Genomic DNA, 11,566 nt, shown 5'->3' on the forward strand with positions numbered 1-11,566 from the left:
TTGACTTATAATATCAAACTTTTTTTATATGGGATTTTTATGGACTATCTACGTATTCAAGGCCCTACCAAGCTCCAGGGAACCGTTGTGATCTCCGGTGCGAAAAATGCCGCATTACCCCTTATCACACTGGCACTGCTGGCTCACAACAAAGTCACTATGACCAACATGCCCGAAGTCGCGGACATCAAAACGCTCCTCAAACTGCTCCAGAATCTGGGAGCGTCTTACAACCTGGAAAACCATACCCTCACCATCGATACTTCGACGGTCAACCACACGATGGCCAACTACGACATCGTCAAAACCATGCGGGCGTCGATTCTCGTCCTCGGCCCCCTGCTTGCCCGTTTCGGCCACTGTGAGGTCTCCCTTCCGGGCGGATGCGCCATCGGGCAGCGTCCCATCGACCTGCATCTCAAAGCACTCGAACAGATGGGAGCGGAAATCACGATCCATGCGGGGTACGTCCATGCCGTAGCGCCCGAGGGGCTCAAAGGGGCACATATCGTTTTCGATAAAATTACCGTGACCGGAACCGCTAACATCGTTATGGCCGCCGCCCTTGCCCACGGCAAAACGGTGATTCAAAACGCCGCGCGCGAACCCGAAGTAGTGCAGCTGTGCGAGATCCTCCGCGACAGCGGCATCGACATCAGCGGAATCGGCACTTCCGAACTCGTCATTATCGGAACGGGCGGCAAAACGATCGACATGATCGATTTCGAAGTGATCCCCGACCGGATCGAAGCCGGGACCTATCTTTGTGCCGCCGCCATTACCGATTCATCAATCACCCTTGAAAACGTACGCCCCGATCACCTCGATGCCGTCACGGCGAAACTTGAACACATGGGGTGCACCTTCGAACTCGGCGAAACGACGATGACGATTCACCCTGCCCAAAAGCTCAAACCCGTCGATATCATCACCCAGGAATACCCTGCGTTCCCGACCGACATGCAAGCACAATTCATGGCCCTCGCCGTCCGTGCCAACGGAGCGAGCACCATCGAAGAGCGCCTGTTCGAAAACCGTTTTATGCACGTAAGCGAATTGCAGCGTCTGGGTGCCGAAATCAAACTCAGCGGCCATACGGCAACGGTTATCGGGGCTTGCGAACTCTTCGGAGCCGATGTTATGGCAACCGACCTTCGCGCTTCCAGTGCACTGGTACTGGCGGGCATGGCAGCCGAAGGGACGACCAACGTCCACCGTATCTACCATCTCGACCGCGGATACGAAAACCTGGAGCAAAAACTGCGCGCACTCGGCGCGACCATCGACCGCCTCAAAGAATAAACGCCGCCTTTTTCCCGCTGGCGCGGGAAACCCCTTTTTCTTTTACTCCCCGCAGCCGTATGCAAGATTCGTAATGTAATACTCGCAATACCGTTTTGATCGTTTGCGAAAAATTTTTCGGAATAGCTTTTTCATACCAAATTGCATGCAAAAAATATGCCAATAAAAAGAGATGGGGAAGAAGAAGTTTCCCCCTTACGGGGAAGCGAGGGGAGAAAGGGTTAGAGATCGCCTTCGATCACTTTTCTGAAGGTGTTGTAGTAGACATCGCGCATCGCCGAGAGGTCCATCGTAACGTCGTTGAGGACAAACGTATCGCCCCCCACGGTTCCGATTTTCTGGCAGGCCAGGGTGCCTGCCATCGCTTCAAACGCGGCGCAGTTTTCCGGTGCGACCTCGATGATCGCGCGGCTCATACTCTCGGCAAAGATGTCGCGGCTGTCGGCGACCTCAATGACGGCTTGAACCCCTTTGGCGCTGATACAGGCCATTTTTGCCAGCGCGATCGCGGCACCGCCGGCGCTGCAGTCTTTCGCCGAAGCGAGAAGCCCTTTTTTATTCGCTTCGATGACGAGGTTCCACAGAGCCCGCTCTTTATCGTAATCGATCGCAGGAATCGTTCCGGCAACGACGTTGTAGAGTTCTTTCATGTAGAGCGACCCGCCGAACTCGCTTTTGTTTTCACCGACGAGGTAAAGGATGTTCCCCTCTTTTTGGAACGAAGAGAGAAGCACTTTGTTCTGGTCTTCATTGACGCCCACCATCGCGATCGAAGGGGTCGGGAAAACCGATTTACCGTTCGTTTCGTTGTAGAGCGATACGTTACCGCCGATGACGGGGGTGTTCAGTTCGGCGCACGCCTCTTTTATCCCGAGGCACCCCTGGGCGAACTGCCACATTACTTCAGGATTTTCGGGGTTTCCGTAGTTCAGACAGTCGGTGATCGCTTTGGGGGTCGCACCGCTCATCGCGACGTTACGGCCGCTCTCGATGACGGCGGCCGCGGCTCCGGCTTTGGGATCGATGTAGCAGTAGCGGACGTTACAGTCCGCGCTCATCGCAAGCGCCACACCGTTTTCCTTGACACGGATCACCGATGCATCAAGCTCTCCCCCTTTTTTGATCGTATTGGTCTGGACCATCGAATCGTACTGCTGATAGATCCACCCTTTGTCAACGACCTCCATCGAAGAGATCAGTTTTTCGAACGCTTTTTGGTTGTCTACCGCTTCGAAATCCCCTAGTTTGACGTTTTTGATCTCGGCGAGGTATTTGGGTTCACTCATTGGACGATCCAGAACCGGAGCCTCTTCACTTACCGGATCGACCGGAACATCGGCCACTTTTTCGCCGTGCCAGAACAGCTCCATATGGCCCGTATCGGTTACTTCTCCGATGACGGCGCAGTCGAGGTCCCATTTCTCGAAAATATCGATGATCGCCTGCTCCGACCCTTTTTTCGCACAGATGAGCATCCGCTCCTGCGACTCGGAGAGCATGAACTCATACGGCTGCATCCCCTCTTCGCGGGCCGGCACCTTGTCCAGGTGCATGATCATACCGCTTCCGGCACGTCCGGCCATCTCGAACGAGCTGGAGGTGAGGCCCGCAGCCCCCATATCCTGAATCCCGACGACGTAATCGGTTTTGAAGAGCTCCAGACACGCTTCAAGGAGGAGTTTTTCGGTGAACGGGTCCCCGACCTGCACGGTAGGACGGAGGCTTTTCGACGCTTCGGTGAAGCTGTCGCTACTCATCACCGCACCGCCCAGACCGTCGCGACCTGTTTTGGAGCCGACGTAGATGACGGGGTTGCCGATCCCCTCGGCACGGCCGTAAAAAATCTCGTCGCTTTTCGCAAGCCCGAGGGTAAAGGCGTTTACGAGGATATTGCCGTTGTAGCACTCATCGAAACTTGTTTCACCGCCGATGGTCGGAACCCCCATACAGTTACCGTATCCGCCGATCCCCGAAACGACGCCGCGCACGAGGAAACGCTGGTGCTTGCTCACGTCGTCATTGTTCAGAACGTTTCCGAAACGGAGCGCATTGAGGTTCGCGATAGGGCGGGCACCCATCGTAAAGACGTCGCGCATGATACCGCCGACGCCCGTAGCGGCGCCCTGATACGGTTCGATGAAGCTGGGGTGGTTGTGGCTTTCCATTTTGAAAACCGCCGCATAGCCGCCCCCGATATCGATAACCCCGGCATTTTCACCCGGTCCTTGAATGACCCACGGTGCTTTCGTCGGAAAGCCGCTCAGATGTTTTTTGGAAGATTTATAGCTGCAGTGTTCGCTCCACATTGCCGAAAAAATACCGATCTCGACGAGGTTCGGTTCGCGTCCGAGAATTTTTTTGATGTGTTCGTAGTCACCCGTCGACAGCTTGTGCTGCTTGAGAACTTTTTCGATATCTGGAAGTGGAGTGCTCACGGCAAATTCCTTGTAGAAATAAATAATGCCGCGATTATACCAAAGGGTAATCAAGCGCCCCCTTAATTTGCTGTCGATTTACCAAACCGTTTTACATTATCACTTGAAAAAACATTATCGGAGGTTTGTACCCATGCATGTATCCAAACGTCTTGTAATCGCTTTGAGTGCCGTTCCCCTCTTGCTGGCGGCGGCCCCTTCCAAACCCTGCAACTCGGGTTGCCCGTTCTGGGGAATCGAAGAGATGGAAAACTTCTTCAACCGTCCCTATCCCAGAACAAACGCTTTCGCATCGACAATGAAAGAGGATGAAAAACGCTACCTCATCACGATCGACCTTCCGGGGATCGACAAAAAAGAGATCACCGTCGAAACATCGGGAAACCGTCTTAGCGTATCGGGAGAGCACAAAGAAGAGAACGCGGACAAAGAGTCGTCCAAGAGAAGCTACGCCCAGTTCCAGCAAAGCTACCTCCTTCCCCCTGATGCGAACCTCGATGCGATCGAAGCGAGTTCGAAAAACGGGGTACTGACCATTACCGTCCCCAAAACGGGGAAAAAGGTATCGAAAAAAATCGAGGTCAAATAACCGCTAGAACTCCTGGTTGAGCAGTTCGTCGAACCGATTCACTTTTTCCATCGCATCGGCAATCAGGCGGTCCATTTTTTTCGGATCGATCCGGTAGCGTTCCATAAACGGACGGATCGATTCGTAATCGGTATTTTCGATGTGGCGGGTCACGGTGAGCAGCTCGCCCCATTCCCCCTGCGCTTCGAACATCGCTTCCTCGATTTCGGGGGAGACGTTGATCTTGTGCAAAAATTCCCGATGCGACATGTTCAGCAGCAAATGGATCAGCGAAAGCATCCCCACCAGATACGCCGTATCGATTTTTTCCTGCGATGCCTCAGGCCGGCTCAGCTTCAACAGTCCCGTCATAATTTCGGTGCGGTTGATAACCATCAGAAGGAGCGGGTGATTGGCCCCGCCCACACTGCGGAAAGCGGCGAGCATCAGCATCAGCCAGTTGGCGAGTGCCTTCCGCCCGATCAGTGATATGATCTGCCGGATCGACGTAATCGGGGCCCGGAATGAAAAATACGACGAGTTCAAAAACCGCATCAGCTGCAGTGAAAGGACATGGTTTTTCTCAAGAGCCTCAACGATCTCGGTGATGTCGGCATCGTTTTCAAGAAGATTCCAGATCATCAGCGCCTGTTCCCTCGAAGGGCTCAGCGACTCTCCCTGCACGACGTGCGGACGCTTGAGGTAAAACCCCTGGAAATAATCGCATCCGAGGGATTTGTAAAATTCGAACATCACGTGGGTTTCGACTTTCGAAGCGATCACTTTTTTCCCCTTGCGGTGAAGCCGCACGATTCCCTCTTGCGCCCATCGCTTCATGGTGCGAAGCGTATCGATTTTAACGATATCGATCCAGGGGGAGAGTGCTTCGATCCGTTCAAGGTTGGCTTCGTTGATCGCGGCATCGTTGATGCCGAACCGGAATCCCTGTGAGTAGCGCCGTTTGAGCACTTCTTCCAGACGCGGGTCGCCCAGCGACGATTCCAGCACCATCAGTAGGAATTTCTGCGCGGGGATCGTTTCGACAATATCGTTTTCAAGAAATTCCCGATCGGTTTTCAAAAGCCCCCGGTAGCCGCCGACTGCATTTTCGGGGCCGATTTCATTCATCACGCGGTCAAGGACCGATGCCGAAACCGAAACGTCGGTAGGTCGGCCCGCATCTGCGGAATCGTCACGGAACATGATGTCGTATCCGAACATCCGGTAGTTTTTGTCGCTGATGCTCTGGCGCCCGATCAGACTCATCGTTCTTCCTCGCCTTAATGAAATCCGAAATCCGCTTCGGTGCGGCAGTTTTTTTTCAGTTCGAACAGATCCGTGCAACGGATACGAAGCACTTCATAACTCTTCTTCCCCGCCGGGAGCTGCACGCTGAATTCGTCCCCGACCTCTTTTCCCAATAATGCCCGTGCAAGAGGCGAATGGACCGAAATCAGACCGTTTTCGGGTTCGCTTTCCAACGTTCCGCAAATCGTGTAGCAATACTCGTCGTCGTTGTCGATATCGCAAATCTCCACCGTCGCACCGAAATGGACCCGGGCATGATCGAGGGCAAGGGGATCGATAATCTGCGCTTTTTCGATCATTGCATTGAGGTAGAAAAGGCGTTTGTCGATGTGGCGGAGCTTCTCTTTGGCCGCATGGTATTCGGCATTCTCGCTCCGGTCCCCTAATTCCGCGGCACGCTGTTTTTCCCCGTTTACACGGGGTTTTTCAACCTCTTTGAGATACTTGAATTCCCGCAACAGTTCATCGTACCCCTTCGGCGTCATCGGCTCCGTTTTCATCGTTATTTGGCGAATCCGAGGATGTAATAGGTCGGTTTTCCTTCGACTTTTTGCAGTTCCACTTTGTATTTGTCGGCGAAATGGTTGATTTTCTCCAGTGCATCGGCGGCACTGGTTTCGTTCGTCGCATCGATCTTGATTTTGAAACAGTCGTTGCTGTTGGAGAGGGCGACATACGATTCATCGGTTTTCAGCGCCTCGTGCAGATCAAGGATATGCTTGATGATTTTTTCGTACCCGTGCGTATTGGCTTCGATCCGGGAAAGCTGGAGGCTCAGCGCCTCATTGGGAGTGTATCCGAGCTGGTTCAAAATCGCTTCGTGTGTCATTATCTTCATTCCTTTGCAAAATTAAAGAGCTTATTCTAACACAGAAGATATAATGGGCTTCATGAAATCACTCCTTATCCGCCTCACCCACGGCCTCTACGACCAGGATATCGCCAGCGAAGAGCGTGAACTCGTCGCGCAATGGCTCTCGATGAAATTCCTCGTCCACGAAAAAGGGAAATACACCTTCGCTTCCCAGTACCGTGCGGGGACAATCGGCCTCGTTCAGGAACGGGGGGCTTATCTTCAGAGCATCGGGGAGAGCATCCGCGACCATTTTATCGATGCGGCGAACCTGATGGGGGCGAAAAACGGCGATCTCGTCATCGCCCAGCGGCTCATGGGGCGGCGCGGCGGACCTCAGGCCAAAGTAGTCCTTATCGCGGGACGAAGCGAGACATTCAGTATCGCGGTGGTAGCACAAGGGTTCGGCGGCCTCGTGTTGCAGGACATCCGCACCCTGCATCCCGCCGGCTTTGCCCTCTCGGAGCTTCCCAACGCAGAGGAAGGATCGCTTTACCAGATCAACAACCAAAGCGGAAAGATCGAAGCGTACCTGGGGAACCTCTCCGACCCCACGGTCGATGAAAAAATCGTCCTCGCCCTCTACAACAAACACGATGCGTTCGACGAGGAAGTGTTACGCCAGGCCCGGGAATTTCCCAAAGAGGTCGATGCTTCCCTCTACCCTCACCGCCGCGACCTGCGCCACCTCCCTTTCTGTACGATCGACCCCGTCACCGCCAAAGACTACGATGACGCGATCTGCTACGTTCCCGACACCAACACCCTCTACGTCGCCATCGCCGACGTAAGCGAATACGTCAAACCCTTCGGTGCGATCGACGCCGAGGCGATCTACCGCAGTTTCTCGATCTATCTTCCCCACCGCTCCATTCCCATGCTGCCGCGCGAGCTCAGCGAAACGCTCTGTTCGCTGCAGGGGAACGTCGACCGTCTCGCCTACACGTTTGAAATGCATCTTGACCCGACCACCTACGACGTCGATTCATTCGACCTTTACGAATCGATCATACATTCCCACCGCCGCTTCACGTACGAAGAGATCGACGCCTATCTGGAGGGGAACTTCACGGTACAGAGTGAAAAAGAGAGGCTGGCCCTCGCCTACATCCGTCCGCTCAACGATCTGACGGCAAAACTGCGCGAGGAGCGGATGAAAAAAGGGTACAACTTCCGCTCCAGCGAACTGGAGATGCGGATCGACGCGGAACAGAACATCGTCTCGACCGAGTTTGCCGTCGAAACCCCCTCTCACGCCCTGATCGAAGACTGCATGCTGCTGGCCAACAAAGCGGCCGCCTCGATGTACGAGCGGGGCGTTTTCCGGATCCACGAGCCCCCTTCCCCGATGAAGCTTCAAAGCCTTTACACCGAACTGGCATCGATCGGAATATTCGTCGAGTTCCAGGCTTCGGTCAAAGAGACCATCACCGCCATTCAGGCCGAAGCCGAACGCCGGGGGCTGGTGAGCGAAGTCGACACCCTCATCATCCGCGCCCAGATGCAGGCGCGCTACGCCCCCTACAACCTGGGGCATTTCGGTCTGGGGTTCGAGCGCTACACCCATTTCACCTCACCGATCCGGCGCTACAGCGATCTGGTCGTCCACCGTCTGCTCAAAGCTATCCAGGCGGGCGATACGGAAGAAGGTTCCTACGTCCTGCGTAATATCGAATCGCTCTGTACCTCGATCAGCGAAAAAGAGCGCGAAGCCAGCGACATCGAAATCCGCTTCCACGAACGTAAATTCGCCCGTTGGGCCGCTACCGTCATCGGTCAGGAGTTCAAAGCCCGCGTCATGAAAGCCGAAGACGACGTTTTCGCCGAAATCCACGACGTCGTGACGGGGGCAAGCGTCGCCGTCACGGGCCATTTCGGGCTGATGCTCTTTGATGACGTGGTCGTACGGATTGAAAAAGCCGATCTCGCCACCGCCAAAATCACCGCGTCATTCGTACGCAAAATCGAAAAGGAAACGGATTGAACCGACAAGACCTCGACCGCCATCTCCAAAACAATACCGCACCCCGGGCAATGGCGCTGTTCGGAGAGAGCCATTTTCTGATCGACCGCTACGCACAGCGCCTCGGCGCAATCGAAGGGGCTTCCGTACTGAGCCTCTATTACGACGAATACGATGCGTCCGTCGCCAAGGCCCACCTTTCACAGGGTTCCCTTTTCGGCGACCGCAATCTTTTGATCGTCAAGTCGGAGAAAAAACTCCCCAAAAGCGATCTGGACACCCTCGTCGAGCTTGTGGGGAAAAATTCCGACAACTTTTTCCTCTATTGCTATTACGGCGATGACGTCAAAGGAGCCGACACGGCTTTCAAAGGGCCTGATGCGGGATCCGTCCGTTTTTTCCATCCCTATCCCAACGAAGCCCGCGCTATCCTCTTGCAGGAGGCACAGCTGCAGGGGATAACGCTCGACAACCAGGCCGCTTTCCACCTTCTGGAAATCCACACCGGCGATCTGGCCCTGGCATGCAACGAGCTGCCCAAACTGGCCGTTTTAAATAAACCTATTACCGTCCGTGACGTCGAAGAGCACGTCCACGGCCTCAGCGAAATCAAACTCGACCGCTTCATCGCCCAGGTAATCGAAAAAAAAGAGTTTCTCCCTACCCTGCGCCACCTTCTCGAATCGGGGGAAAACGAAATCCAGATTCTTACCGCCATCAGCGGATTCCTGACACAGCTATACCTGTTCAACACCTCCATCAAGCTTCACGGTGTTGCCGATTCGGCGCTGGTTTTGGGATACAAACTTCCCGGCTTCGTCGAGAAAGAGCGGGCTTCGCTCTCGATAAAAATTTCACCCGAAGGGTATAAAAAAGGGCTTAACCTTCTGCTCGATACCGAACTGAAAATGAAATCCTCCGGAAGCCCGGACCAGGAGTCCTTGCTTCTTTCCTCCCTTCTGAAACTCCAAAGCGTTTTATAACTCAAACTTAAATTAAGCTATTTTTTAGTATAATCGCGATGTTCCTTGCTCTTTGCAACACGAGCTGATCGTGCTGTACGAATACCATAAGGGGCGAACACCAAAAGGAGACATACGTTATGAGACATTACGAAAACCTAGTAATCGTCAAACCTACTCTTACTGAAGAAGAGATCAAAAGCACTATCGCTCAGGTCGAAGAGATCCTCACTGTAAACGGTGCGGAAATCATTGCACGCGACGCGATGGGAATGAAAAAACTGGCTTACCCGATCGAGAAAAACGCTCGCGGTTATTTCTACGTGATGTATTACAAAGCAGCACCTTCTGCAATTAGTGAAATCGAACGTCGCTTCCGTATCAACGAGGAGATTTTGCGTTTCGTAACCATGAAATACGATAGCAAACGCGAAGTAAAAGCATGGAACGATATGGTTGAAAAAACCAAAAAGCCTGCCGTAGCTGAGAAAAAAGAAGAAGCCGCTTCTTAAGCCCTTTAAGGAAACCCTATGTACAACAAAGTCATTTTGGTCGGAAATCTCACCCGCGACGTCGAGCTTCGATATTCGCAAAACGGTTCCGCGATCGCAAAAACCGCCATCGCAACCAGTCGTAAATTTACGATGAACGGCGAGAAAAAAGAGGAGACATGTTTTGTCGACATCACTTTTTTCGGCCGTTCGGGTGAAGTAGCCAACCAATACCTTCGCAAAGGCTCCAAAATTCTTGTCGAAGGACGGCTCCAGTTCGAACAGTGGGTTGACCAGCAAAGCGGCCAGAAGCGTTCGAAGCATTCCGTCATCGTCGAAACGATGCAAATGCTTGACTCACGCGGTGAAGGCGGTTCGCAGGGAGGGTATAACGAATATTCCGATAACGGCGCAAGCTACGGAGGGGGCTATGATGCTCCGGCTCCGAAAGCCTACAATCCGCCTCCGTCGTATTCGAAACCCGCTCCGGCACGAATGCCTGAAAACAATCTCCCCGAGATTGATATCAACGAAGACGAAATTCCGTTTTAACGAAAGTACAAGGATAGAACCATGTCAGAAAAAAGAAAATACAAAAAACGCTATTGCAAATACTGCGAAGCCAAAGTTGACTACATCGATTACAAAGACGTTGCGTCTTTGAAATACTCGCTCTCTGAGCGTTACAAAATCATGCCCCGCCGTTTGACAGGCAACTGCAAACGCCACCAGGACATGGTCACCATCGCGATCAAACAAGCGCGTGCGGCTGCCCTCGTTCCTTACACCGTATCACGCAAAGTGGTTGCGGGCGCTCCATTCGAAGAAATTCGTTAATTCCTTCTTTCATGCCGGCTCGACCGGCATGTTTTCACTTCTCTCCTTTTTACCCTCCGTACAAAATACCGAAAACCCTTTCAGTCCATCCAGCGTCTAGGATCGTAACCGTCGCCAGGGCGTTTAATTTCCCCTTTTTCCAAACGTTTGATCAATGTCACGACCTCAGAGCCGTCCGTAAAGCTTTTTGCGTTTAAAGCATTCGGATGCAACGTAAAACCGTGACGTTCATAAAAACGCAGTGCCGGTGAGTCGGCGACAATACCCAGACTGATCGCCTCATACAAAGCCGAGGCTTCAATCATCAGCTGCTCCAGCATCAGCGAGCCTATTCCCATCCCTCTGTATTGCGGAAGAACCGCCATAGTGAGTATCGGAGTATTATCGTCAATATAGCCGTTAGCACCGTGATCGGCATTCAGACGACGTATCCACGCTGCCCCCGCAAGCTGGTTATCGGCAAGGGCATACAAACCAAGATCTTTGCTTGTATAGCCGTAAAACGTTTCGTAGACGCTCAGTTGCGGTACGTCGGACAGCGACATAGCGTGTTGATCAAGACGCATGGCATAAGGGAGGATATCGCTCAGAATTTTTTGTTCGGAAGATCGAAGGAAATAAAGTGTCGTATTCATGAGGGAATTATAACGCACAATAGGTAGATGGTGTTTTTAGAATAAAGTTTTTTTTTGAATCTTATATTTTATAGAATAAGTTATTTTTGTATAGGAAGGTATTAAAAGAAAGAAGAATCTTGCGGCCTGGCGGCGACCTACGTTTCCACACCTGAAAGATGCAGTATTATGAGCGAAGAGGGTCTTAGCTTCCGGGTTCGGAATGGGGCCGG

Annotated in this window: 12 protein-coding genes; 7 read left to right on the top strand and 5 right to left on the bottom strand. The window is 52.9% G+C overall.

Annotated elements, in window-relative coordinates; all coding sequences use genetic code 11:
* Positions 1–39: 39 nt before the first annotated feature.
* The gene (murA, locus tag E0765_RS06890; RefSeq protein ID WP_132812486.1) at positions 40–1,302 is read left to right on the top strand and encodes a UDP-N-acetylglucosamine 1-carboxyvinyltransferase; all 1,263 of its coding nucleotides are present in this window, start codon (positions 40–42) and stop codon (positions 1,300–1,302) included.
* Positions 1,303–1,523: 221 nt separating this feature from the next.
* Here murA and purL read toward each other — a convergent pair whose 3' ends face one another.
* Positions 1,524–3,737, bottom strand: coding sequence for a phosphoribosylformylglycinamidine synthase subunit PurL (gene purL, locus E0765_RS06895; RefSeq protein ID WP_132812487.1), 2,214 nt, complete (start codon positions 3,735–3,737; stop codon positions 1,524–1,526).
* Between the two features lie 133 nt (positions 3,738–3,870).
* Between purL and E0765_RS06900 the strand changes: the two genes are divergently transcribed.
* Positions 3,871–4,326 carry an Hsp20/alpha crystallin family protein gene (locus tag E0765_RS06900; protein WP_165921700.1) on the top strand — a complete coding sequence of 152 codons (456 nt, stop codon included), beginning with the start codon at positions 3,871–3,873 and terminating at the stop codon, positions 4,324–4,326.
* A 3-nt stretch (positions 4,327–4,329) separates the two neighbouring features.
* Here E0765_RS06900 and E0765_RS06905 read toward each other — a convergent pair whose 3' ends face one another.
* From E0765_RS06905 to E0765_RS06915, 3 genes are read right to left on the bottom strand one after another with little or no spacing between them, the layout of a single operon-like run.
* Positions 4,330–5,571 (bottom strand): EAL and HDOD domain-containing protein, encoded by a 1,242-nt coding sequence (locus E0765_RS06905; protein ID WP_132812489.1) that lies wholly within the window; start codon positions 5,569–5,571, stop codon positions 4,330–4,332.
* A gap of 14 nt (positions 5,572–5,585) precedes the next feature.
* Positions 5,586–6,113 carry a transcription elongation factor GreA gene (gene greA / locus E0765_RS06910; RefSeq protein WP_132812490.1) on the bottom strand — a complete coding sequence of 176 codons (528 nt, stop codon included), beginning with the start codon at positions 6,111–6,113 and terminating at the stop codon, positions 5,586–5,588.
* Positions 6,114–6,115: 2 nt separating this feature from the next.
* Positions 6,116–6,442: a hypothetical protein gene (locus tag E0765_RS06915; RefSeq protein WP_132812491.1), complete on the bottom strand. Its 327-nt coding sequence runs from the start codon at positions 6,440–6,442 to the stop codon at positions 6,116–6,118.
* Positions 6,443–6,503: 61 nt separating this feature from the next.
* Between E0765_RS06915 and E0765_RS06920 the strand changes: the two genes are divergently transcribed.
* The 5 genes from E0765_RS06920 to rpsR all read left to right on the top strand — a co-directional run bounded on the left by E0765_RS06920 (position 6,504) and on the right by rpsR (position 10,719).
* The gene (locus tag E0765_RS06920) at positions 6,504–8,450 is read left to right on the top strand and encodes a ribonuclease R family protein (RefSeq protein ID WP_132812492.1); all 1,947 of its coding nucleotides are present in this window, start codon (positions 6,504–6,506) and stop codon (positions 8,448–8,450) included.
* On the top strand, positions 8,447–9,412 hold the full coding sequence (gene holA, locus E0765_RS06925; protein ID WP_132812493.1) for a DNA polymerase III subunit delta: 966 nt from the start codon (positions 8,447–8,449) through the stop codon (positions 9,410–9,412). Before E0765_RS06920 ends, holA begins: the two co-directional genes overlap by 4 nt.
* 119 nt (positions 9,413–9,531) lie before the next feature.
* Positions 9,532–9,903, top strand: a complete 372-nt coding sequence (rpsF, locus tag E0765_RS06930) for a 30S ribosomal protein S6 (protein ID WP_132812494.1) — start codon at positions 9,532–9,534, stop codon at positions 9,901–9,903.
* Between the two features lie 18 nt (positions 9,904–9,921).
* Complete coding sequence (locus E0765_RS06935; RefSeq protein WP_132812495.1) at positions 9,922–10,434, top strand: single-stranded DNA-binding protein; 513 nt, start codon at positions 9,922–9,924, stop codon at positions 10,432–10,434.
* 21 nt (positions 10,435–10,455) lie between these two features.
* Positions 10,456–10,719 carry a 30S ribosomal protein S18 gene (rpsR, locus tag E0765_RS06940; protein ID WP_037947828.1) on the top strand — a complete coding sequence of 88 codons (264 nt, stop codon included), beginning with the start codon at positions 10,456–10,458 and terminating at the stop codon, positions 10,717–10,719.
* Between the two features lie 80 nt (positions 10,720–10,799).
* On the opposite strand, the gene E0765_RS06945 is transcribed toward rpsR, so the two are convergent.
* Positions 10,800–11,354, bottom strand: coding sequence for a GNAT family N-acetyltransferase (locus E0765_RS06945; protein WP_188109928.1), 555 nt, complete (start codon positions 11,352–11,354; stop codon positions 10,800–10,802).
* Positions 11,355–11,566: the final 212 nt, after the last annotated feature.

Origin of the sequence: Sulfuricurvum sp. IAE1 (assembly GCF_004347735.1) — a bacterium.
Classification (GTDB): Bacteria; Campylobacterota; Campylobacteria; order Campylobacterales; family Sulfurimonadaceae; genus Sulfuricurvum.

Coding starts and splice junctions, on each gene's coding strand:
- murA (WP_132812486.1), top strand. CDS start 40: ATGGACTATCTACGTATTCAAGGCCCTACCAAGCTCCAGGGAACCGTT.
- E0765_RS06900 (WP_165921700.1), top strand. CDS start 3,871: ATGCATGTATCCAAACGTCTTGTAATCGCTTTGAGTGCCGTTCCCCTC.
- E0765_RS06905 (WP_132812489.1), bottom strand. CDS start 5,571: ATGAGTCTGATCGGGCGCCAGAGCATCAGCGACAAAAACTACCGGATG.
- greA (WP_132812490.1), bottom strand. CDS start 6,113: ATGAAAACGGAGCCGATGACGCCGAAGGGGTACGATGAACTGTTGCGG.
- E0765_RS06915 (WP_132812491.1), bottom strand. CDS start 6,442: ATGACACACGAAGCGATTTTGAACCAGCTCGGATACACTCCCAATGAG.
- E0765_RS06920 (WP_132812492.1), top strand. CDS start 6,504: ATGAAATCACTCCTTATCCGCCTCACCCACGGCCTCTACGACCAGGAT.
- rpsF (WP_132812494.1), top strand. CDS start 9,532: ATGAGACATTACGAAAACCTAGTAATCGTCAAACCTACTCTTACTGAA.
- E0765_RS06935 (WP_132812495.1), top strand. CDS start 9,922: ATGTACAACAAAGTCATTTTGGTCGGAAATCTCACCCGCGACGTCGAG.
- rpsR (WP_037947828.1), top strand. CDS start 10,456: ATGTCAGAAAAAAGAAAATACAAAAAACGCTATTGCAAATACTGCGAA.
- E0765_RS06945 (WP_188109928.1), bottom strand. CDS start 11,354: ATGAATACGACACTTTATTTCCTTCGATCTTCCGAACAAAAAATTCTG.